The sequence below is a fragment of the Streptomyces sp. NBC_00019 genome (assembly GCF_045041015.1).
GTDB lineage: Bacteria > Actinomycetota > Actinomycetes > Streptomycetales > Streptomycetaceae > Streptomyces.
In genome coordinates this window covers 542,682-563,728 of the sequence record NZ_CP108302.1, presented here as the reverse complement: position 1 = coordinate 563,728, position 21,047 = coordinate 542,682, and the positions used below count along the sequence as shown (strand labels likewise).

Annotated in this window: 27 protein-coding genes and 1 pseudogene; 12 read left to right on the top strand and 16 right to left on the bottom strand. The window is 70.8% G+C overall.

What is annotated here, in order from left to right:
• Positions 1-4 precede the first annotated feature (4 nt).
• Positions 5-1,108 (bottom strand): alpha/beta hydrolase-fold protein, encoded by a 1,104-nt coding sequence (locus OHU89_RS02690; RefSeq protein ID WP_405639432.1) that lies wholly within the window; start codon positions 1,106-1,108, stop codon positions 5-7.
• 95 nt (positions 1,109-1,203) lie between these two features.
• Here OHU89_RS02690 and OHU89_RS02685 point away from each other — a divergent pair, with 95 nt between their 5' ends.
• Entirely contained in the window at positions 1,204-1,419 is a 216-nt protein-coding gene (locus OHU89_RS02685; protein ID WP_405639430.1) for an MbtH family protein, read from the top strand.
• A gap of 89 nt (positions 1,420-1,508) precedes the next feature.
• On the opposite strand, the gene OHU89_RS02680 is transcribed toward OHU89_RS02685, so the two are convergent.
• Positions 1,509-2,114, bottom strand: coding sequence for a TetR/AcrR family transcriptional regulator (locus OHU89_RS02680; RefSeq protein WP_405639428.1), 606 nt, complete (start codon positions 2,112-2,114; stop codon positions 1,509-1,511).
• Between the two features lie 90 nt (positions 2,115-2,204).
• On the opposite strand from OHU89_RS02680, the gene OHU89_RS02675 reads away from it, so the two are divergent.
• Positions 2,205-2,864: a class I SAM-dependent methyltransferase gene (locus OHU89_RS02675; protein WP_405639426.1), complete on the top strand. Its 660-nt coding sequence runs from the start codon at positions 2,205-2,207 to the stop codon at positions 2,862-2,864.
• A gap of 184 nt (positions 2,865-3,048) precedes the next feature.
• Here the strand turns inward: OHU89_RS02675 and OHU89_RS02670 are convergent, their stop codons facing one another.
• Positions 3,049-3,636, bottom strand: coding sequence for a hypothetical protein (locus OHU89_RS02670; RefSeq protein ID WP_405639424.1), 588 nt, complete (start codon positions 3,634-3,636; stop codon positions 3,049-3,051).
• A 115-nt stretch (positions 3,637-3,751) separates the two neighbouring features.
• On the bottom strand, positions 3,752-4,141 hold the full coding sequence (locus OHU89_RS02665; RefSeq protein ID WP_266898208.1) for a helix-turn-helix transcriptional regulator: 390 nt from the start codon (positions 4,139-4,141) through the stop codon (positions 3,752-3,754).
• Between the two features lie 134 nt (positions 4,142-4,275).
• Here OHU89_RS02665 and OHU89_RS02660 point away from each other — a divergent pair, with 134 nt between their 5' ends.
• Together OHU89_RS02660 and OHU89_RS02655 are read left to right on the top strand one after the other, a co-directional pair.
• The gene (locus OHU89_RS02660; RefSeq protein WP_405639421.1) at positions 4,276-6,258 is read left to right on the top strand and encodes a heavy metal translocating P-type ATPase; all 1,983 of its coding nucleotides are present in this window, start codon (positions 4,276-4,278) and stop codon (positions 6,256-6,258) included.
• Entirely contained in the window at positions 6,255-6,659 is a 405-nt protein-coding gene (locus OHU89_RS02655; RefSeq protein ID WP_405639419.1) for a (2Fe-2S) ferredoxin domain-containing protein, read from the top strand. Before OHU89_RS02660 ends, OHU89_RS02655 begins: the two co-directional genes overlap by 4 nt.
• Positions 6,660-6,682: 23 nt before the next feature.
• Here the strand turns inward: OHU89_RS02655 and OHU89_RS02650 are convergent, their stop codons facing one another.
• Positions 6,683-8,008: an MFS transporter gene (locus tag OHU89_RS02650; protein ID WP_405639417.1), complete on the bottom strand. Its 1,326-nt coding sequence runs from the start codon at positions 8,006-8,008 to the stop codon at positions 6,683-6,685.
• Positions 8,009-8,138: 130 nt separating this feature from the next.
• On the opposite strand from OHU89_RS02650, the gene OHU89_RS02645 reads away from it, so the two are divergent.
• Positions 8,139-8,498, top strand: a complete 360-nt coding sequence (locus OHU89_RS02645) for an ArsR/SmtB family transcription factor (protein ID WP_405639415.1) — start codon at positions 8,139-8,141, stop codon at positions 8,496-8,498.
• 254 nt (positions 8,499-8,752) lie between these two features.
• Here OHU89_RS02645 and OHU89_RS02640 read toward each other — a convergent pair.
• The 8 genes and pseudogenes from OHU89_RS02640 to OHU89_RS02605 form a co-directional block, all read right to left on the bottom strand.
• Positions 8,753-8,986, bottom strand: a pseudogene (locus OHU89_RS02640) (ArsR family transcriptional regulator); the annotation flags it as partial.
• The gene (locus OHU89_RS02635) at positions 8,973-9,371 is read right to left on the bottom strand and encodes a (2Fe-2S) ferredoxin domain-containing protein (protein ID WP_405639413.1); all 399 of its coding nucleotides are present in this window, start codon (positions 9,369-9,371) and stop codon (positions 8,973-8,975) included. The gene OHU89_RS02635 and the pseudogene OHU89_RS02640, both read right to left, overlap by 14 nt.
• A gap of 237 nt (positions 9,372-9,608) precedes the next feature.
• The gene (locus OHU89_RS02630) at positions 9,609-10,622 is read right to left on the bottom strand and encodes a CobW family GTP-binding protein (RefSeq protein WP_405639411.1); all 1,014 of its coding nucleotides are present in this window, start codon (positions 10,620-10,622) and stop codon (positions 9,609-9,611) included.
• The gene (locus OHU89_RS02625) at positions 10,619-10,909 is read right to left on the bottom strand and encodes a hypothetical protein (protein ID WP_405639409.1); all 291 of its coding nucleotides are present in this window, start codon (positions 10,907-10,909) and stop codon (positions 10,619-10,621) included. The genes OHU89_RS02630 and OHU89_RS02625 overlap by 4 nt, the downstream gene beginning before the upstream one ends.
• A gap of 14 nt (positions 10,910-10,923) precedes the next feature.
• Entirely contained in the window at positions 10,924-11,334 is a 411-nt protein-coding gene (locus tag OHU89_RS02620; RefSeq protein ID WP_405639407.1) for a Fur family transcriptional regulator, read from the bottom strand.
• Between the two features lie 195 nt (positions 11,335-11,529).
• On the bottom strand, positions 11,530-12,558 hold the full coding sequence (trxB, locus tag OHU89_RS02615; protein ID WP_405639405.1) for a thioredoxin-disulfide reductase: 1,029 nt from the start codon (positions 12,556-12,558) through the stop codon (positions 11,530-11,532).
• Positions 12,559-12,563: 5 nt separating this feature from the next.
• Complete coding sequence (locus OHU89_RS02610; protein ID WP_405639403.1) at positions 12,564-12,983, bottom strand: arsenate reductase ArsC; 420 nt, start codon at positions 12,981-12,983, stop codon at positions 12,564-12,566.
• Between the two features lie 49 nt (positions 12,984-13,032).
• On the bottom strand, positions 13,033-13,668 hold the full coding sequence (locus tag OHU89_RS02605) for a low molecular weight phosphatase family protein (RefSeq protein WP_405639401.1): 636 nt from the start codon (positions 13,666-13,668) through the stop codon (positions 13,033-13,035).
• Positions 13,669-13,770: 102 nt separating this feature from the next.
• Here OHU89_RS02605 and OHU89_RS02600 point away from each other — a divergent pair, with 102 nt between their 5' ends.
• The 3 genes from OHU89_RS02600 to OHU89_RS02590 are packed head-to-tail and all read left to right on the top strand — an operon-like array spanning position 13,771 to position 15,966.
• Positions 13,771-14,085 (top strand): ArsR/SmtB family transcription factor, encoded by a 315-nt coding sequence (locus OHU89_RS02600; RefSeq protein WP_405639399.1) that lies wholly within the window; start codon positions 13,771-13,773, stop codon positions 14,083-14,085.
• Positions 14,086-14,122: 37 nt separating this feature from the next.
• The gene (locus tag OHU89_RS02595; RefSeq protein ID WP_405639397.1) at positions 14,123-14,899 is read left to right on the top strand and encodes an aquaporin; all 777 of its coding nucleotides are present in this window, start codon (positions 14,123-14,125) and stop codon (positions 14,897-14,899) included.
• Entirely contained in the window at positions 14,896-15,966 is a 1,071-nt protein-coding gene (locus tag OHU89_RS02590; RefSeq protein WP_405639395.1) for an ArsO family NAD(P)H-dependent flavin-containing monooxygenase, read from the top strand. The genes OHU89_RS02595 and OHU89_RS02590 overlap by 4 nt, the downstream gene beginning before the upstream one ends.
• Here OHU89_RS02590 and OHU89_RS02585 read toward each other — a convergent pair.
• A complete protein-coding gene (locus OHU89_RS02585; RefSeq protein ID WP_405639393.1) occupies positions 15,932-16,480 on the bottom strand; it encodes a DinB family protein in 549 nt (182 codons plus the stop codon). The genes OHU89_RS02590 and OHU89_RS02585 overlap by 35 nt on opposite strands.
• Positions 16,481-16,509: 29 nt before the next feature.
• On the bottom strand, positions 16,510-16,869 hold the full coding sequence (locus OHU89_RS02580; RefSeq protein ID WP_405639391.1) for an ArsR/SmtB family transcription factor: 360 nt from the start codon (positions 16,867-16,869) through the stop codon (positions 16,510-16,512).
• Between the two features lie 83 nt (positions 16,870-16,952).
• Here OHU89_RS02580 and OHU89_RS02575 point away from each other — a divergent pair, with 83 nt between their 5' ends.
• Positions 16,953-17,309 (top strand): ArsR/SmtB family transcription factor, encoded by a 357-nt coding sequence (locus OHU89_RS02575; RefSeq protein WP_405639389.1) that lies wholly within the window; start codon positions 16,953-16,955, stop codon positions 17,307-17,309.
• 49 nt (positions 17,310-17,358) lie between these two features.
• Here the strand turns inward: OHU89_RS02575 and OHU89_RS02570 are convergent, their stop codons facing one another.
• Positions 17,359-17,592, bottom strand: a complete 234-nt coding sequence (locus OHU89_RS02570; protein WP_405639387.1) for a hypothetical protein — start codon at positions 17,590-17,592, stop codon at positions 17,359-17,361.
• A gap of 352 nt (positions 17,593-17,944) precedes the next feature.
• On the opposite strand from OHU89_RS02570, the gene OHU89_RS02565 reads away from it, so the two are divergent.
• From OHU89_RS02565 to OHU89_RS02555, 3 genes are read left to right on the top strand one after another with little or no spacing between them, the layout of a single operon-like run.
• Positions 17,945-19,324, top strand: a complete 1,380-nt coding sequence (locus tag OHU89_RS02565) for an FAD-dependent oxidoreductase (RefSeq protein ID WP_405639385.1) — start codon at positions 17,945-17,947, stop codon at positions 19,322-19,324.
• 27 nt (positions 19,325-19,351) lie between these two features.
• Positions 19,352-19,822, top strand: a complete 471-nt coding sequence (locus OHU89_RS02560) for an ArsI/CadI family heavy metal resistance metalloenzyme (RefSeq protein ID WP_405639383.1) — start codon at positions 19,352-19,354, stop codon at positions 19,820-19,822.
• Between the two features lie 7 nt (positions 19,823-19,829).
• Entirely contained in the window at positions 19,830-21,038 is a 1,209-nt protein-coding gene (locus OHU89_RS02555; RefSeq protein ID WP_405639381.1) for an MFS transporter, read from the top strand.
• The last annotated feature ends 9 nt before the right edge of the window (positions 21,039-21,047 follow it).

The window sequence follows — 21,047 nt, the reverse complement described above, 5'->3', positions numbered from 1 at the left end:
ACCGCTAACCGAGTGCCCAGGCGACATCCCTGAGCAGGGCGTGCCGCCAGCCCGCCCGGTCGTGGCCCGCGGCCGACCGGGAGACCCGTACGGTCGCACCAGCCTGTTCGGCGAGGGACTCGGTGAGTTCGCAGTGGGGCAGCATCCCTGTCTCGTGCTCCCCGACGTCGAACGCGATCCGCAGACCGGACAGTCGGGGATGCTCCCGCAGACGCGCGGCGATGCTGCCGCCGACCGGGCCGCTCATCGGGTCCGGCAGGTCCATGGCGTCGGGCGTCCACCAGAACGACCCCGACTGGCAGGCGACACGGGACACCAGGTCCGGGAAGTCCAGTGCCGCGTACAGCGCGCTGAGCCCGCCGAGGCTCTGCCCGGCGACCACCAGCCGCTCTGGGTCGGCGGGTACGCCGGACTCCGCGACCAGCGGCAGCAGTTCGTCCCGGATCGCCTCCCACAGCACGGGCCGGCACCCGAACTCGGCCGCCCTGTCCTTGGCCGGCAGGAAGACGAGCGTGACCGGGGGCATCTCGCCACTGGCGACGGCCGAGTCGAACGCGGTCATGGCCGGGTGCAGGTACAGCCAGTCGTCTCCGTCGAGCAGCAGGACCACCGGTCCACCGGCGCCCGCCGGATGGACTGCTACGGTGCGTCGCCCGCCGAGTCGTTCACTGGCCCAGCGGATCCGATTGCGGGGGAGTGGCAGGACGTCGGTGGCGCCGATGACGGGCCAGTGCGGCTGGTCCGGGGCGTCCGGGGTCGCGGCGATGGACCGGTCACCGCCCGCGCCGACCGGGTTGAACGGGTCGGCGTACGCCGCGTCACCCGCGAGGAACTGATAGGTCACCCGCAGCCTCGCGGGCATGCGCACCTCGGCGTACCAGCAGTCCGTGTCGCCCCAACGGCGCAGGGGAACCGGCGTCGACCAGCTCTCGAAGTCGATGCTCGCCGCTTCCGAGCCTCGCCACAGGAACAGGGTGGTCCAACCGCCGTCGTCAGCAGGCACCGACGCAGGTGTTCCTGCCGCCGCCCAGAACTCGTCGGTGCCGGGTTTGCCAGGCCGTCCGAACGCGGCGAAGGGGTTCTCCATGTCGGCTGCGACCGGGCGCATGAACGTCTCCTTGTGAGAGGGAAACGGCGACAGCTAAGCTGCTGGCAATTAGGTCAGGCTAACCTAATGTTGACGTTTCTGAGGAGGCGCCGAGTATGAGCACCAACCCCTTCGACGACAACGAAGGCCGTTTCCGCGTCCTGGTGAACGACGAGGGCCAGCACTCCCTCTGGCCGGCTTTCGCGGAGGTGCCCGGCGGGTGGACGGTCGCCTTCGAGGAGAACACCCGAGAGGCTTGCCTGGAATACGTCGAAGCCCACTGGACCGACCTGCGTCCCCGATCCCTGCCAGGGCGGATCGCAGCGCTCTGACCCGCGCGTCAACATGGTGGCCCTGTGCTTCGCTCTCGGCCTGACAGCGGCGCTGACGGGACCGACCTGAAATCGGGATTCCAGCCGGCCTAGTGGCCGGTCAGCGTGTCCAGCGTCATGGCCACCAACTGGCCCTCCAGTCCGGGCTGTTCCGGCATGAAGGCTGCCCGGAAGGTTCGGGCGTGCAGCAGGGACAGCAGCCACCAGGCGGCGGCGTGCGGGTCGAGGTCGGTGCGTAGAGTGCCCTCCCGCTGTCCCGCGCGGACCAGCTCGGCGAAGGTGTCGGCGAATCGCTGGTGCGCGGCCCGGACCGCCTCCTGCAGTTCCGGCTCGCCGCTCAGGGCGAACGCGTCCGCGAAGAGGAAGCCGAGCGACCCACGGGAGTGGAAGCGGGCCATGTGGCCCGGCTCCAGGAACCCGGTCAGCAGATCGGTGACGGACTGGCCGGCCGCCACTGCCTCGGTGAGCGTTGTGCAGACATGGGACACCGCCCGGTCCAGGACCGCCTGGTACAGCGCGGCCTTGGTGCCGAAGTTCTGGAAGACCACCGGTTCGCTCACGCCGACGCGGGCCGCGATGACGGAGACCTTCGTGCGCTGGTAGCCGGTCTCGGCGAAGACCTCCGTGGCAGCGGTCAGGATCGACTCCCGGCGCTGGGCGGGAGTCAGCCGTACCCGCTTCGTCGACTCGCTCACACCGGCATCGTACGGCCTCTTGCCGCTCTTACTTAGTCGCGACTAAGCTCGAAACATGTACTTAGTCATGACTAAGTAAGGAGCTTCGTCGTGAGGAATCTCGGACAACTTCTCCAACACGGACATCCCCACCCCGACACCGAGGGCGTGACCATCGCCCACCCCCGCGGCTACGAACTCTGCGGTGCCGTCTGCTTCGGCGGCCTGCGGCCGTGGGCCTACAGCCGCCTGGCCCGGCTCAGCGGCGCCCGCCCCGGCGACCGGGTCCTCGATGTCGGGTGCGGCACCGGCTATCTGACCCGGCGCATGGCGAAGGCCGTCGGCCCCACCGGCGCGGCGCTCGGCATCGACCCGGCCACCGAGGTCGTCGAGTACGCCCGAGGCAGGACACGCGAGGCGCACTGCTCGTACGAGACGGGGGTCGGCGAGGCGCTCAGTGCGGCGGACGGCTCCTTCGACGTCGTCGTCAGCTGTCTCGCCGTACATCATCTGCCCGAAGACCTGCGCCCCGCAGCCCTCCGCGAGATGTACAGGGTGCTGCGCCCCGGCGGGCGGCTGCTGGTCGCCGACTTCCGGGCGCCGCGCACCCGGCCCGTACGGCACGTCATCGCCGCGACCACCGGACACGTCATGGCCGACTACCGCGTGGACCTGCTCGACGGGCTCATCGCGGACGCGGGCTTCGAGGTGCGGGGGTGCGGGGACGTGCGGCCGTGGCTGCGGTACGTGCAGGGGGTGCGCCCCGAGTAGTCAATTCCGGTCGGACGGTGACGCGGGCACGCTCTTTGCCCCGTGCCATCGCGGCAGGGTGCCGCGTGTGGTGCCGGTGGTCGTCGTGCGGGCGGGGCAGCGCAGCACTGGCGCTGTCGTAGCGGACGCTGCGCGCCGCCCTGCTGCTTACTGGTGGATTCCTGCCGTGACGGCACACTGCGCCTCAGCGGGGTAGGGCGGACGGTTCGTCGCAGCTCGGTGCCTCGGGGGCGTCCTTCGCGTGTCGCGTGAGGTCACAGACCGTACGTAGCGCGATCTTCCAGGCGTCGTCCTGAAGGACGGCCGCTCCCGGGCCCCGGGTGTCGAGTCGTCGGCCATCGCGGGTGAGCGTGTAAGCGACATCGGCGTTCAAGTCGGAGGTGTACGACACCGAGGTCACGTCGGCGCGGAGCTTGCTGCCGAGGGGGTCGCGGAAGAGGTTGTCGATCATCAGGGCGTTCTCGTCGCCGCTCTCGACGACCTCGCTGCGCTCGGTGAGGGAGGAATCCGGGGCGAAGAAGACCTGCCAGGCATCCCTGATGCCCTGCTCGGCCTGCTCCCGGTCCTCCGGTGCCGTGTCGGTCGGGACGGCGGACTCCGAGACCGACGGCGAGGTGCCGGCCTCGGTCGGTGAGGAGGAGGCGGTGGCAGCCGGGCGGCTCGTCTGCGGCGCGCCCTTGCCGCCATCGCCGCCACTGTCGCAGGAACTGGTGAGCACCAGCGCAAGGATGGCCGCCATCGCGCAGGCCTCGCGTCGTGTCGTAGCGGGCATGGAGCTTCACCTCCGAGTTGGCCCTTCGTCCGGGCTACCCGATGCCGGCCGGTTCATCCGAGATCGGCGGCACGCTCGCCGACCGCTACGGCTGGTGGCTGTGCCGGGGTGAGGCTCAGTGGGCCCCGGCGACCTCCGCCGGGGTCTTTGTCGTCGTGTCGCGCAGGCCGAGGCGCAGGTGTTCGACGTGGTAGAGGGCCTGCTCCAGGAGTTCGGCGACGTGGTTGTCGTACAGGGCGTAGATGACCGAGCGGCCCCGGCGTTCGCCGATGACCAGGCCGAGGTTGCGCAGCAGGCGCAGTTGGTGGGAGCAGGCGGACTGTTCCATGCCGACGGCGTCGGCGAGTTCGGTGGCCGCGCAGGGGCCCTCCTGGAGGCGGGCGAGGATCCGCAGCCGGGAGGGGGTGGCGAGGGCCTGGAGTGTGGCGGCCACGTCGGCGGCGCCCACGGTCTCCAGGCGTTCGCGTGCGGTGGCGGTGGTCTTGGCGTCAGCTCCGTGGCCCATGGCCCACATCCTACGGAGAGACGTCCATGAACGTATGAATGGGTCTTCATGTGGTCCTGTACGGTGGAGTGAGTGGCGCCGGATGTTCCGGCTGCCGGTACTTCGTCATGCCGTCGTGAAGGACTTCCGCTCCGATGACCTCCACCCTCACTCCGCCCGCGGTCGACCCGGCCGCGCCCCCGCGCCGCAGCGACGCCTCCGGGCGCCGCACCCGGGTCCTCGCCCTGCCCGAGGCGCGCTGGGCGGCCGCCGCCACCGCCCTCTTCCTGCTCGCACTGCCTCTCCAGCTGACCGGTGCTCCGGCCTGGACGTGGGGTTCGCTGTACGCGTTGTCGTACGCGACCGGCGGCTGGGGGCCCGGCTGGGAGGGGCTGAAGGCCTTGAAGGAGAAGACGCTCGACGTCGACCTCCTGATGATCGTCGCCGCGCTCGGGGCCGCCGCGATCGGGCAGGTCATGGAGGGCGCCCTGCTGATCGTGATCTTCGCTACGTCCGGCGCCCTGGAAGCGCTCGCCACCGCCCGGACCGCCGACTCGGTGCGCGGTCTGCTCGACCTGGCCCCGGCGACCGCCACCCGCGTCGAGGACAACGGCAATGAGGCGACCGTCGCGGTCGAGAGCCTGTCCGTCGGCGACACGATCCTCGTACGCCCCGGCGAACGCATCGGCGCCGACGGCCGCGTCCTCGACGGGGCGAGCGACGTCGACCAGGCCACCATCACCGGTGAACCGCTCCCCGTGACCAAGGAGAAGGGCGACGAGGTCTTCGCCGGAACCCTCAACGGCACCGGCGCGCTGCGGGTACGGGTCGAGCGGGACGCCTCCGACACGGTGATCGCCCGGATCGTGCGGATGGTGGAGGAGGCGTCCGAGACCAAGGCGCCGACCCAGCTCTTCATCGAGAAGGTCGAACAGCGCTATTCGCTCGGCATGGTGGCGGCGACCCTGGCGGTGTTCCTCGTGCCGCTCGCTTTCGGTGCGGACCTCACGGACTCGCTGCTGCGGGCGATGACGTTCATGATCGTGGCATCGCCCTGCGCGGTGGTTCTGGCGACGATGCCGCCGCTCCTGTCGGCCATCGCCAATGCCGGCCGCCACGGCGTGCTGGTCAAGTCGGCCGTGGTGATGGAGCGGCTCGGGCAGGTCGACGCTGTGGCGCTGGACAAGACGGGCACGCTGACCGAGGGCACCCCGCGGGTCACCGACATACGGCCGTTCCCGGGATCCGGACTGGACGAGGGTGAGCTGCTGGCGCTCGCGGCGGCTGCGGAGAACCCGAGCGAACACCCGCTGGCCAGGGCCGTGGTGACCGCGGCCCGCGACCGGGGGCTCGCCCTCGCGCCGGCGGAGGACTTCACCTCCACGCCCGGAGTGGGAGTGACGGCCACTGTCGACGGCCACGTGGTCGCCGTCGGCGCCCCGGCCCGGCTGCTGAGCGGAACCGCCAGTGCCGACTCCGCCCGCGCGGCCGTACTCGCCGGCGAGTTGGAGGAGGACGGTCGGACCGCGGTGCTGATCACCCTGGACGGTGTCCCGGCCGGTGTCTTCGGCATCGCCGACCGCCTCCGCCCCGACGCGCGGGAGACCGTGGCATCGCTCGCCACCCTCACCGGCACCGCACCCCTCCTGCTGACCGGCGACAACCCTCGTGCGGCCGCCCGCCTGGCCGCCGAGGTCGGCATCGAGGACGTGCGGGCCGGGCTGCTGCCGGAGCACAAGGTGCAGGCGGTCCGGGAGGTGGAGGGCGGCGGGCGCCGGGTGATGGTCGTCGGCGACGGCGTCAACGACGCCCCGGCGCTGGCCGCCGCACACACCGGGGTCGCCATGGGTCGGGCGGGCTCCGACCTGGCACTGGAGACCGCCGACGTGGTGATCGTCCGCGACGAACTCGCCACCGTCCCCGCGGTGATCGCTCTGTCGCGCCGGGCCCGTACGCTCGTCGTGCAGAACCTCGTCATCGCCGGGGTCTTCATCACCGGCCTGGTGATCTGGGATCTCGTCGGTCACCTTCCGCTGCCGCTCGGCGTCGCCGGGCACGAGGGTTCCACCGTCATCGTCGGCCTCAACGGGCTGCGGCTGCTGCGGGAGTCGGCCTGGCTGCGGGCTGCCGCCGGATGAGCCGCCGTAAGACTGCGAAGGCCGCCGCAGAGGCGGCACCCCGGTGCACGGTCACCGTCTGCCGGGGCTGCTGCTGCGGCACGGCCAAGGTCCCCGGCGTCGACCACGCCGATCAACTCGCGCAGCTGAAGGTGGAGTTCGGGTCTGTCGCGCAGGTCCGGGCGGTGAACTGCCTGGACGCGTGCGAGCAGGCCAACGTCATCGTTGTCCAGCCCTCGCCCGAAGGGCGGGCCGCGGGAGGCCGACCGGTCTGGCTGGGGCTGGTCAACGACCCCGATGCGACGGCCGACATCGCCGCGTGGGTCCGTTCCGGTGGGCCGGGCCTCGCCGAACCGCCCGCGATCCTGGAGCTGTACGAGTTCGGGCCGTCCCGGCGGGTGCGGCGGGTCCTGGAGGGCTGAGCGTGACCCGGAGGAGCCCCTCGTCACATGTGTGCGTGCAGCGTGTCGGTGAGACCGGCGTGGCTGTGCCGCCAGCCCGCCCGGACCCGCCGGGCATCCCGCAGGTGGGGGTGTCCGACCGGCAGGTCGGCGTGGACGTGTGCGGCCCGCGTCGGCCACAGCCGCACCGCAAGCAGCGAAGCGCCCAGCGCGATCGAACCCAGGGCGACGACCGCCCACTGGAGACCGCCCGCCATCCCGAGCCAGCCGGCCAGCGGATACGTCAGCAGCCAGCAGCCGTGTGAGAGGGAGAACTGCGCCGCGAACGCCGCCGTACGCTGTTCGGCCGGCGCCGAGCGGCGGATGAGCCGCCCGGCCGGGGTGAGAACCATCGAGCACGCCGCACCGAACGCGGCCCAGACGACCAGGAGCGCGGGCCAGCGCCAACCTCCGTCCCGCACGGCCGTGATGGCGCCGAGCCCGGCGAAGACGGCGGTGAGCGGCAGGGCGCCGCGCAGCATCACCGTCCGGTCGGAGACCCTGTCCAGCGCGCGCGGCAGGACGAGCGCCACGACCATCGACCCGGCGCCGTATGCGCCGAGCGCGAGGGCCACGGCGCCCGCCGACAGCCCCAGGACGTCGCGGACATACACGACGGAGTTGACGGTCACCATCGCGCTCGCGGCGGCGACCGCGAGGTTGAGGGCAAGCAGCGCACGGAGTTGCGGGACGGAGAAGAAGAGCCGCGTGCCGGCCGTCGCCTTGGCGTGCGCACGGCCGGTGCGTGGGGCTGCCGGGGCGGGCTTGGGGAGTACCGCCGAGACCACCAGCGCCGCCGAGGCGAGGAAGCCGAGCATCGTCCCCGTGAACAGCCAGTTGTAGGTGATCACCGACAACAGCGCGGCCGCGAGGGCGGGGGAGAACAGGCTCTCCAGGTCGTACGCGAGCCGGGACATCGACAGCGCCCGTGTGTAGTCCCGTTCCTCCGGGAGTACGTCCGGGATGACTGCCTGGAACGTCGGTGTGAACGCCGCCGAGGCCGACTGGAGGAGGAAGACCAGGACGTACACCTGCCAGACCTGGTCCACGAACGGCAGGAACAGCGCGACTCCGCCGCGGGTGAGATCGGCGCCCACCATCAGGGCCCGGCGCGGCAGCCGGTCGGCGATCGCGCCGACGGCCGGGGCTATCGCGACGTACGCCACCATCTTGATCGCGAGCGCGGTACCGAGCACCGAACCGGCGTCGGCGCCCGCGATGTCATACGCGAGCAGGCCGAGGGCCACCGTCGCCAGTCCGGTGCCGACGAGGGCGATGACCTGGGCGGCGAAGAGGTGGCGGTAGGTGCGGTTGCGCAGCACGGCGAGCATGCGGGCGGCTCCCTGGGCGCGGCTGGAGGGTCGGGTTCGACTCGGTTCCGACAAGTGTAGCCTTCATGTGCGCACCTGCGCACATGAAGGCTGGAAGTGGCCGGCTTCCCGGTGGCTCTAGGCTGAGCCCATGCCTGAAAGCCACTCCGTCTCACCTGCGGCCGATGCGCATTTGCGTGCCCTGGACAGCGTGCGGCTCGCCGAGGCCGCCGGGGTGTTCGCGATGCTCTCGGACGCCACCCGACTCCATCTGCTGTGGCTGCTGGCGCAGGGTGAGTCGGACGTCGGCTCGCTCACCGAGCGGATCGACGCCTCACGCACGGCGGTCAGCCAGCACCTGGCCAAGCTGCGGCTTGCCGGACTCGTGGACACCCGTCGCGACGGGCGCCACATCTACTACCGGCTCAGCGACGGGCATCTGCGGCGCCTGGTCGTCGAGGCGCTCAGCCACGCCGACCACCGGGTGAGCGGGAAGGCTCCGCACGACTGACCTGCGCGGGCCCTTGGCCACCGAGATGACTCGGCGGCCACTCGCCGTTCTCGTCCAGCTCGATCCAGCGGCCGGCACGCCCGTCGCTGTAGGACTGCAGTGGCTTGAACGCCAGCTCCTTCGTGTCCGGCAGCTGGCGTACGGCGATCGAGTACTCGGCGTTCACACCGGCCTTCTCGACGTTCTCCGCGAGGGCCTGCGCCTGAGCTAGCCCGGGTCGCGGATGCCGGGCGTAGATGCTCGATGTGGTGGTCCAGGGCGCGCAGCAGCCGTAGCTGGTGGGAGACGGCGGACTGTTCCATGCCGATGGCGGTGGCGAGCTCGGTGACCGAATACGCGGCGTGGCGCAGCGTCGTGAGGATCAGCAGCCGGGACGGGGTCGCCAGGGCCTGGAGCGTGGTGGCCACGGAGGATGCTGTGGCCTCATCGAGACGGGCGGCCGCGATGGTGTCGCGGCCGCCTCCCGACTCGGGCTCAGCGGCGTGCACGCGACCGGGCCTCGCGCGGTGGAGCGACGAACTGCAACTCCAGCGTGGGTGGCGGTACCGCGACACCCGGTCCGCCGTCGGCGGCCCAGATGAGCAGGTCGTCCGTGCAGGCGTCGTCCATGGCGAAGCCGATCCAGATGGCCCGGCCACCGGCTCTGCGTCCTGCGGTGGAGGGCTGGACGACGATGACGTTGGCCTGGTCGCAGGGGCCGAGGCAGTCCGTCGTACGGACCTGGAAGCCGTGCTCGGCGGCCCCGGCCCGCAGCCGGTCCAGCTGCCAGGTGTGGTCGGTGCCGGGGTACTTGCGCGGGTTGCCGCAGCAGCAGCCTCGGCACACGACCAGGGTGCAGGGGCGGTTCACCGGCCGGAGCACCGAGCGGTTCACAGCGTGTGGGTCCGGTGACCGCCAAGCGCACGGCGGTGGGGGCGAGCTCGACCTTCAGGGCGCCGCTCGGCAGCTCGAGCGCTCCCATCTCGGCGCCCATTGCCGCGTCCAGGACCCGTACGGTCCCTTCGGCACCGGCGACGGCCACGAGGTCGCCGCGCGCGCTGAGCGAGGCGGGCGCGTCGTCGACACTGATTTCCCAGGCGGGGGACAGTGCGTGGTCGGCTGTTGCGATGCTCACGCGGCGGCCCCCGCCATGACCAGGCAGTCGGCGAAGTCGCGCTCCAGCTCGTCGCGGTCGAGGTTGCGGCCGATGAAGACGAGCCGGTTGCGGCGCGGTTCGTCGGTCCGCCACTGGGCGCCCTGCTCGCCCATCAGCAGCATGTGGACGCCCTGGAAGACGTACTGCCTGTTGGACCCTGCGATCGCGAGGATGCCCTTGGAGCGGAAGATGTCGGCGCCCTTGGTGCGCAGCAGGGTGCTGAGCCAGGCGTTGAGGCGGCGTTCGTCGACCTCGCCCGCCAGTTCGATGCCGACCGAGGTGACGGTGGTGTCGTGCTGGTGCTCGGTGTCGGTGAGGAAGGACGGGTCGTCCTTCAGGACCCGGTCCAGGTCGAAGGCGCCGACGTCGAGGATCTGTTGGAGGGCGACCTCGGCGTGCTTGGCGCGAAGGATCTGCACGGGCGCGTTGATGGCGCGGATCCGAGACTCGACCTCCTCGAGCGCGGCCTCGTCCACGAGGTCGGTCTTGTTGAGCACGATCCGGTCGGCGAAGGCGATCTGTTCGACGGCCTCGTTCTCCACGCCTTCCGGTTTGACCTCGTCCAGGTGCTGGAGGACGTGGGCGGCGTCGACGAGGGTGACGATGGCGTCCAGGCGCAGTTGGGCGGCGATCTCGTCGTCCATGAAGAAGGTCTGGGCGACGGGCGCGGGGTCGGCGAGGCCGGTGGTCTCGATGAGGATGTGGTCGAACTTCTCGCGACGCCGCATCAGGGCGCCCAGGATGCGGATGAGGTCTCCTCGGACGGTGCAGCAGATGCAGCCGTTGTTCATCTCGAAGATTTCTTCCTCGGCGTCGAGGACGAGGGCGTCGTCGATGCCGATCTCGCCGAACTCGTTCTCGATGACGGCGATACGCAGACCGTGGTGCTCGGTGAGGATGCGGTTGAGGAGGGTGGTCTTCCCGGAGCCGAGGAAGCCGGTGAGGACGGTGACGGGGACGCGGCCGTCGGTCGGGGCGGGGGTGCTCATGCGGGGTGGGCTCCTTCGGGTGCGGTGGTGAGCAGGGCGGCCCTGAGGTCGTCCTCGGTGATGTCGTCGGTGGGCTGGTGCAGGGTCCAGCGGCGGGCCGGGCCGTTCATGGGCAGGGCGGCGACGACCGTCTCCAGGGGCGGGCAGCCCGGTTCGGTGCAGGCGAGCTGGCGGATCACGACGGCGGTGTCCTCGTCGAGGTCCAGCAGGATGCGCACGGTCTCTTTCAGTTTGCGCAGGTGGGGGCTGGGTGTCGCGGGATGTCCCGGCCCGAATGCCAAGGGCATGGCGGCGGTTCTCCTCAGTTCGTGGCGGGTTGGCAGTCGGTGCAGACGCCGGTGAGTTCGACGATGTGCTCCACTCCGGCGAATCCGGAGTCGGCGGCGATCCGTCCGGCCCACTCCTCGACGACCTCGGCCTCCACCGGCCGGTTGAAGCCGCAGGCGCGGCAGATCAGGTAGTGGCGGTGCCCGGTGCCGGGCCGCCAGCGGTAAAGCCGTTCCCCGGCCGCGGCTTGGGCGACGTCGACCTCGCCCGCGGCTTCCAGGGCGCGCAGCGCGCGGTACACGGTGGTCAGCCCGATCCGCGTTCCGTCGCCGGTCATACGGGCGTGCAGGTCCTGTGCGGAGACGAAGTCACAGCAGTTCGCGAGGGCTTGCACGAGAGCCGACCGCTGACGGGTCGGTCGCTGTCCGACGGTGGGGGCGCTCACACCGGGTTCACCTCCAGCACGGGTGCCGAATCGCTGACACCGGAAACGCTAGATGAAAATGAATCCCATGTCCATATGAATGTTGACTCATGCGTCTCGGCGAGCCCCAGTCCGTGACCGGACAGGCCTGCGCCCGAAACAGGGCAGCACTTTGCCCCGGCAGAGTGTGCTCTCTGCCGGGGCAAGTGTTGGTGCTCAGCTGACGGCGCTCTCGAGGTCGAGATCTGCAGTCGCGGGGGTGGTGTCTGTGTTGTCGGCGAGAGCTGCGAGGTGGCGCTCGGCCTCGAGGGCGGCCTGGCAGCCGCTGGCGGCGGCGGTGATGGCCTGGCGGTAGGTGTGGTCGACGACGTCGCCGGCGCCGAAGACCCCCGGGATGTTCGTGCGGGTCGACGGCGACTGCACCTTCAGGTAGCCGGCGTCGTCCAACTCCAGCTGGCCGGTGAAGGGTTCGGTGCGCGGGTTGTGGCCGATCGCGATGAACAGGCCGGTCACGTCCAGGTCGCGGGTCTTGCCGGTGAAGACGTCGCGCAGTACGACTCCGGCGAGTTTGCCGTCCATTTCCTTGATCTCCGCGATCTCACTGTCGAAGGCGAAGGAGATTTTGTCGTCGGCGAAGGCGCGGTTCTGCATGACCTGGGAGGCGCGCAGGGTGGAGCGGCGGTGGACGACGGTCACCGAGCGGGCGAAGCGGGTCAGGAAGGTGGCCTCCTCCATGGCGGTGTCGCCGCCGCCGACGACCACGATGTCGCGGTCGCGGAAGAAGAAGCCGTCGCAGGTCGCGCACCAGGACACGCCCCGGCCGGACAGTTCGTCCTCGCGTGGCAGGCCGAGCTTGCGGTAGCCGGAGCCGGTCGCGACGATCACGGTCTTCGCGCGGTGCACCGTGCCTGCGGTGTCGGTGACGGTCTTGATGTCGACGGTGAGGTCGACCTCGACGATGTCGTCGTCGATCATCTCGGCGCCGAAGCGCATCGCCTGGGCCCGCATGTTCTCCATGAGGACCGGGCCGTCGATGCCTTCGGGGAAGCCAGGGAAGTTCTCGACCTCGGTGGTCGTGGTGAGCGCGCCGCCGACAAAGATCGCGCCGCCGAATACGAGGGGCCTGAGCTCGGCGCGGGCGGTGTAGAGGGCGGCGGTGTATCCGGCGGGACCGGAGCCGATGACGATGACGTCACGTATGCCGTCACTGTCGGCCGCGTCGGTCCTGCCGGTTCCGTCGGTCACTGGGATCACGCCTCCTGCTTCGCGTCGATCTCGGCGATCAGGGCCTCGATGCGCGTCTTGATCTCGTCCCGGATCGGGCGGACGGCCTCGACGCCCTTGCCTGCCGGGTCCTCCAGGGCCCAGTCGAGGTACGTCTTGCCGGGGAAGATCGGGCAGGCGTCGCCGCAGCCCATGGTGATGACGTAGTCGGACGCCTGAACGGCCTCGGTGGTCAGGATCTTCGGCTCGGCTGCGGAGATGTCGACGCCGATCTCCTTCATCGCCTCGACCGCGGACGGGTTGACCTGGTCGCCGGGGATGGAGCCGGCGGAGCGGACCTCGATCCGGTCGCCCGCGAGGTGGGTCAGGAAACCGGCGGCCATCTGGGAGCGCCCGGCGTTGTGGACGCAGACGAACAGCACGGAGGCGAGCGGGCTGGAGGACATGGGTTCTTCCTTAGCGCGAGGAGTGCGAGGAGTACGGGGTGTACGGGGTTCAGGCGCTCGGCAGCGAGTTGAGCAGTTCGGTGATGTGGGCGTCGATCTCGTCGCGGATGCCGCGCACGACGGCGATCGGGGCGCCCTCGGGGTCGGTGACGGGCCAGTCCAGGTAGCGGCGGCCGGGCACGATCGGGCAGGCATCCCCGCAGCCCATCGTGATGACGATGTCGGCGGCCTGCACCACCTCGTCGGTCAGCGGCTTCGGAAAGGCCTCCGTGAGCACCACACCGGCCTCGGTGAGCACCTGCGCGACGACCGGCTCGACTTCGGCGGCAGGGTGCGTGCCCGCGGAGGAGACGGTGACGTGGGCGTGGGCGCGGTGGGTGAGGAGGGCGGCGGCCATCTGGGAGCGGCCGGCGTTGTGGCTGCACACGAACAGCACGCGGGGCAGGCCGCTGCCCGGGGCGCTCTGGATGTGGGCGAGCGCGTCGAGTCGCTCGGTGGCAAGGTGCTCGGTCAGCACGATCAGGTGGGTGTGGACGCGGGCGTGCTCGGCGAGGCGCTCGTAGGAGTCGTTGACGAGGCGCTGGATGGTCTCCGGCGAGAAGTGCCCGCGGTAGCGCAGGGCCAGGCTCGCGATGCCGGAGGCGAGGCGTTCGTCGGGCAGGACGGGGAGCGGGGATGCGGTCATGGGAAACCCCTTCGGGGCGTGGGCCCCACGGGTGTGGGGATGTGGGTCCCAGGGTTCAGCCCGGACTGGTATCAGCCCGAAGTGATGTGAGAGTATCAGCCCATGATGACGTCAGTCGACACTGATCTGATGCGGGTTCTCGCGGACCCGCTCCGCCTCCAGATCGTCACCCTGCTCGCCAAGGAGACGCTCTGCAGCATGCACCTGATCGAGGAGACGGGGGCCAAGCAGACCAACCTCTCCAACCATCTGAAGGTGCTGCGCGAGGCAGGGGTCGTGGAGACCGAGCCCTGCGGCCGGTTCACCTACTACCGGCTCAAGCCCGACGTCATCGCCACCCTCGCGGGCCAGTTCGCCGACCTGGCGGAGACCGCGCGCGCCACCGCCGAGAACAACGTCAAGCGGTCCTGCCCCTGATCACCGTCGCTACGGCGAACGCACTGAAGGAGTCCTGTTGACCGCCACCGAGGCCACCGAGCACGACAGAGCCGGGGAGGCCGCCATAGACGGCGAGCCACAACCCGCGCCGGGCGCCACGCCACCCCGTACCCCGCTGACGTCCCGGGCCGCGGCCGAACTGCTCGGCACCGCCCTCCTCGTCGCCGTCGTGGTCGGCTCCGGCATCCAGGCCACCGAGCTCACGCAGGATGTCGGGGTCCAGTTGCTGGCGAACTCGATCGCCACCGTCTTCGGCCTCGGCATTCTGATCCTGCTGCTCGGGCCGGTGTCCGGAGCGCACTTCAACCCCGTCGTCACACTGGCCGAGTGGTGGACGGCCCGACACGGCGGCGACGGTGTCACGGCCCGCGAGGTCGCGGTGTACGTCCCCGCGCAGATCGTCGGCGCGATCGCGGGCGCCATCCTGGCGGACGCGATGTTCGGCAAGCCTTTGGTGGAGTGGTCCACTCACGACCGCTCGGCCGGTCATCTGCTGCTGGGCGAGGTGGTGGCCACCGCCGGGCTCATCCTGCTGATCTTCGGCCTCGCCCGCACGAACCAGCTCCGGTTCGCGCCGGTGGCCGTGGCCTCGTACATCGGCGCCGCCTACTGGTTCACGTCCTCCACGTCCTTCGCCAACCCGGCGGTGACCATCGGCCGTACATTCAGCGACACGTTCGCGGGCATCGCGCCGGGGTCGCTGCTGGGCTTCATCGGCGCCCAACTCGTGGGCGGGGTCGTCGGTCTGGCACTGGTGGCGCTCATCTTCGTGCGCGGCCGGTCCGCTGAATGACCCGTAAAACGCAGGTGGTGGTGGTCGGCGGCGGCCAGTCCGGCCTCGCCGCCGGTTACCATCTGCGCCGCCTCGGCGTGGACTTCGTCATCCTCGATGCCCAGGCGGCGGCGGGGGGTGCCTGGCAGCACACGTGGGACTCGCTGCACCTCTTCTCGCCTGCGGCCTTCTCCTCGCTGCCAGGCCGGCTCATGCCGCCGCAGGCGGGGGAGGAGTACCCGGACGCAGAGCATGTGGTGGCGTATCTGGGGGACTACGAGAAGCGTTACGAGCTGCCGATCGAGCGACCGGTGCGGGTGGCCGGAGTGCACCGGGACGGTGAACTCCTGCGCGTGGAGACCGGCTCCGGCACCTGGCGCGCCCGCGCGGTGATCAGTGCGACCGGCACATGGTGGCGCCCTTTCCTCCCTGCCGTTCCAGGCAGGGGGCTCTTCGGGGGGCGCCAGCTGCACACGGTGGAGTACCGCAGCCCGCACGACTTCGCGGGGCAGCGCGTCGTGGTTGTCGGCGGCGGCAACTCCGGCGCTCAGATCGCCGCCGATCTGGCGTACGACACCGAGCTGACCTGGGTCACTCAACGCCCGCCCCGCTACCTGGCCGACGACATCGACGGCCGCGCCCTCTTCGACGCGGCCACCGCCCGCCGCCGCGCCCTCGACGAGGGTCGCACGGACTCAGGCGGCGTCGCGTCACTGGGCGACATCGTCGCCGTGCCGCCTGTGCGCGAGGCCCGCGATCGGGGCCTGCTCAAGGCGAGCCCGATGTTCACCAGGCTCCTCCCCGGCGGAGTCGAGTGGTCCGACGGCACCCGTGCCGACGCCGATGCGATCATCTGGTGCACGGGATTCCGCCCGGCCCTGTCCCACCTGGCCCCGCTCCAACTCCGAGGTCGACGCGGGCACATCGCCACCGAGGGCACCCGTGCGGTCGACGAGCCGCGACTGCACCTGCTCGGCTACGGCGACTGGACCGGGCCTGCCTCGGCCACCCTCATCGGCGTCGGCCGCCCAGCCCGCGAAGCGGCCCGCGAGATCAGCGCGCTGCTTGCGGACCGGCAGGCAGGGTGAGTTGGCGACGGTGGAACTCGAAGTGCCGGGTCGGGTACCGGTACAGGTCCGCGGTCGTCATGACGTCCCGGAAGAACGGGTCCCAGCGCGTCGGGTAGTGCATGCCCAGCGAGAATTGGGCCTCCTGCTCGGCGTCGAGCCGCCGGTGCAGCCCGGCGATGACGCGGTCGAATGCCGCGCCCAGGCCGCGGCGTCCGAACATCCTCGCGCCACCGAGCGGGCCGAGGTAGTTCACGACGTCGAAGGGCCGAGTGCCTGCGTCGAGGACACGGGCGAAGGCCCGGCTCGCACCGCGCGGCAGTCGTCCGAAGAATCGCATCAGGACGAGCAGCGGCTTCACCAGGATGTAGCCGAAGAGCATGTGGAACAACAGTTGCTCGTTGGTCCACCGGGTGCCGTCGGTGGGCCGGCGCAGGTCGGCGTCGGTGGCGGCGTCGAGAAGCTCGTGGAATGCCGTACGGGCCGCTTCCAGTTCGTCGTGGACCAGCTGCCGGTCCACCGACGCCTCGTCCATCGCTTTCACCCGCTTCCCGTGCGGTGGGCTCAGCCCAGGGAGCTGAGCATCCTCCCCATCGCGGCCACCACGGACGGCTCGACGCGGTAGTACACCCACGTACCGCGCCGCTCGGAGGTGAGCAGGCCGGCCTCCTTGAGCTTCTTCAGGTGGTGGGAGACGGTCGGCTGGGAAACCCCGACGTCGGAGATGTCGCACACGCACGCCTCGCCGCCCTCATGTGAGGCCACTGCGGAGAACAGCCGCAGCCGCACCGGGTCTCCGAGCGCCTTGAACATCAGGGCCGTCTTCTCGGCCTCGTCGGCGGTCAGAGGTCGCTCGGTGAGCGGTGGGCAGCACGGCACCACGGCCTCGGGTTCCAGCAGCGGCAGCACCTTCGTGTTCGACATGTATCTATGTTGACACATGTCGAACCAGTCGGCGAGGGGTAGGGCTATCGCGTGCCTCTCGCATCGACTATCGTCGATTATCGATGAAAGACTTTCTGGAACGTTCCGAGGCCGAGCGTTACGCGAGCTGGTTCAAGGCGCTGGCCGACCCCACGCGCATTCAGATCGTGACGCTGCTGGCGCGCGGCGGTGAGCCCATGACCGTGGGGCGGATCGTCGAGGCCGTGGAGGTGGGGCAGTCGACGGTCTCGCACCACCTCAAGGGGCTGGCGGAGGTGGGCTTCGTGCAGGTGGAGCGAAAGGGTGCTTCCAGCTGGTACCGGCTGAACGAGGAGTGCGTCCACGCCTTCCCCTCGGCGGCCGATGTCGTCATGGGGCGCCCCGCGCCGGCCCGCAGTGAAGGCAGTGCGGCGCGAGAGCGCCCGCGCGGCGAGCCGTGAGCACCGGCACCGACCAGACGGAACGGGCGTCGGTGTGTTGGGGTGCGGTCTATGTCCTGCTGCTGGGGCGAGGCGCGCTGGACGCGGTCGGGTGCAGCCTGATCGTTTCGGCGCTTCCCGGCCTGGCCGCGCACGGCGGGGCCAGTGCAACGGTGCTGGGGATGCTGGTCGAGGCGTTCCCGCTGGGGATGGTCGACGGCTTCGCGCTGGGCGGGGTCGTCATCCAGCGCGGCAGTTCGGCGCGACTGCTGTTGGCGGGGCTGACCCGGGTCGCGTCGGGCATGAGCCGCGTCCACGCCGCCTACTCCGCCGGCGGCCTGCTGGGTTCGCTGCTCGGGGCGATCCGCGGGGTTCGCAACCCCTTCGCCGCCTACCTCGCCCTCGTTCTCGGTCGTAGTGGTGCAGCCACGATGCGGTGGGCAGATCGGACGCCTCCGGAACGACCGGCACCATCCGTTGCCTGCGCAGGGCATGCGCCGCGGCCAGTCCGGATTGGTCTGCCTCGGTCGCGGCTGCATCCGCGCGTTCCGTACGCCCCTCCGGATTCGATGAATGTCTATGTTGACGCCTATCGATACAGGTGCCATGCTTGGCAGCGTAAGAGATCGACGGATGTCGAAGTAAAGGGGAATCCAGTGGCTGTGTCCATCAACGGCGTGCCCGCCATCGACCGTCTGCCCGTCGTGGTCATCGGCGCCGGACCGATCGGCCTGGCCGCCGCCGCCCACCTGCTCGAGCGCGGCCTGGACCCCCTGGTCCTGGAGGCCGGCCCGACCGCGGGCAGCGCCGTGCGGGAGTGGTCGCACGTCCGTCTGTTCTCCACATGGGGCGAGCTCGTCGACCCGGCCGCGGAGAAGCTCCTGGCCCCGACCGGCTGGGTTCGCCCCGACTCCGCCGCCTACCCGACCGGCGGCGACTGGGCCGAGCACTACCTCCAGCCGCTCGCCGATGCCCTCGGCGACACGGTCCGCTACGGCGCCCGGGTGACCGGCGTCGCCCGCGCCGGCCGTGACCGCATCGTCGACGCGGGCCGCGACGAGCAGCCCTTCACCGTGCACATCGAGACCTCGGACGGCCGCGAGGAACGCCTCACCGCCCGCGCCGTCATCGACGCCTCCGGCACCTGGACCACGCCCTCCCCGGTGGGCGCCGACGGCCTGCCCGCCCTCGGCGAGAAGGTCGCCGCCGACCGCATCTCCTACCGTGTCCCGGACCTCAACGACCCGGCCGTACGCGCCCGTTACGCGGGTAAGCGCACCGCCGTCGTCGGCTCCGGTGTCTCCGCGTTCACCGCCCTCGCTCTCCTCGCCGACCTCGCGAAGGAGGAGGACGGGACGCACGCGGTGTGGATCCTGCGACGCGCCATCGGCTCGAACACTTACGGCGGCGGCGAGGCCGACCAACTCCCGGCACGCGGCGCCCTGGGCCTGCGCGCCAAGGCCGCCGTCGAGGCCGGCCACGCGAGCGCGGTCACCGGTTTCCGTACCCAGGTTGTCGAACGCGACGGCAACCAGCTCGTCCTGATCGCCGAGGGCGGCCGCCGCACGGACCCCATCGATGAGGTCATCGTCCTGACCGGCTTCCGCCCGGACCTCTCCTTCCTCTCCGAGCTCCGTCTCGGTCTGGACGAGCGCCTCCAGGCACCGACGGCCCTGGCGCCGTTGATCGACCCGAACGTGCACTCCTGCGGCACCGTCTACCCGCACGGCGTGAACGAGCTCTCCCACCCCGAGCAGGACGTCTACCTGGTCGGCATGAAGTCCTACGGCCGCGCCCCCACCTTCCTCGCCATGACCGGCTACGAGCAGGTCCGTTCCATCACCGCCGCGATCGCCGGTGACCAAGAGGCCGCCGAGCGTGTCGAGTTGACCCTGCCGGAGACCGGAGTCTGCGGCGGCGCGGGCCTGTTCGACGGGCCGGGGACTGCCGAGCAGTCCGGCGGCGGATGCTGCGCCGCCCCCACCACGCTCCAGATCGGCACCGGTGCCCCGGCCTCCACGTCCGGCGGCTGCTGAACCCGCACCCACACCAGGAGGTTCGCCATGACATCCCGTGTACAACTCGCCCTCCGCGTCCCGGATCTCGACGCGTCCATCGCCTTCTACAGCAAGCTCTTCGGCACCGAACCCACCAAACTCCGCGACGGCTACGCCAACTTCGCCATCGCCGAGCCACCGCTCAAGCTCGTCCTGATCGAAGGCACCCCGGACGAGGCGACCCGCATGGACCATCTCGGCGTAGAGGTCGACAGCACCGAGGCCGTCCACGCCGCCACCACCCGGCTGAGCGATGCCGGCCTGGCCACCGACGTCGAGAACGACACCACCTGCTGCTACGCCCTCCAGGACAAGGTCTGGGTCCACGGCCCCGGCCAGGAGCCCTGGGAGGTGTACGTCGTCAAGGCCGACGCCGACTCCCTGGCCAAGCAGCAGGGCAGCACCTGTTGCGCCGACCCGACGACGGCCGACACCAGCGGCGCGAAGGAACCTGTCGCTGCGGGCGGCTGTTGCTGATCCGCCGATGACCGACCTTCACACCAGCGAGGCCGCGACCGGAACGGGAGACCGGTCGCGGCCTCGCGCCGCCCTGCCCGCCCTCTGCGCCAGTCAGATCACCAGCTGGGGCATCGTCTATTACGCCTTCCCGGTCCTCAACGCCCGCATCACGGCCGACACCGGCTGGTCGACGACCGCCACCACCGGAGCCTTCTCCGCCGCACTGATCGTCTCCGCGCTCGCCGGGGTACCCGTCGGTCGCGTCCTTGACCGTCGAGGCCCACGTGCCGTGATGACCCTCGGATCCGTCCTCGGCGTCGCCGCGGTGCTGGCCCTCGCGTACGCACCTAACCTGACCGTCTTCACCCTGGCCTGGCTGCTCGCGGGACTGTCCATGGCGGCCACCTTCTACCAGCCGGCCTTCGCCGCACTCACCCGCTGGTGGGGAGAGGACCGCGTCCGCGCACTCACCATCGTCACGCTCGCCGGGGGCCTCGCCTCGACCGTCTTCGCACCCCTGACGGCGGCCCTCGCCGAACACCTCAGCTGGCGCACCACGTACGCCATCCTGGCGCTGATCCTCGCCACGGTCACCATCCCGGCCCATGCCCTCGGCCTGCGAGCCCCCTGGCCGCCGGCCCCCGCGCACCCCACCGGACAGACCGACGGCAGCCGATCGGTTGCCCGCAGCCGCCCCTTCCTCCTGCTCGCCGCCGCGCTGACACTGAACGGCTTCGCGATGTACGCCGTCGTCATCGCCCTGGTTCCGCTCCTGACCGAACGCGGCGCGAGCCCCACCGCGGCGGCCTGGGCGCTCGGCCTCGGCGGCGCCGGCCAGACGCTGGGCCGCACACTGTATTCCGCCCTTGCCCGCCGCACCGGCGTCACCACCCGCACGGTCACTCTGATCACGGCAGGCGGCGCAACAACCGCAGCGCTCGCCGTCGTATCAGGGCCGTACGCCCTCCTGCTCCTCCTGGCGGTCACAGCGGGCATGGTCCGAGGCAACCTCACCCTCCTCCAGGCCACAGCGGTCAGTGACCGCTGGGGGACCAGGCATTACGGCCGCCTCTCCGGCCTCCTGGCCGCACCCGTCACCATCGCCTCCGCACTGGCTCCCTTCGCGGGAGCAGCCCTCGCGGGCGAACTCGGCGGCTATCCAGCGCTCTTTGGACTCCTTGCCGGGATCTCTGTCATTGCCGGTGTCCTGGCCGCGACGTCCGCCAGTCGCTGAGGGAATGTC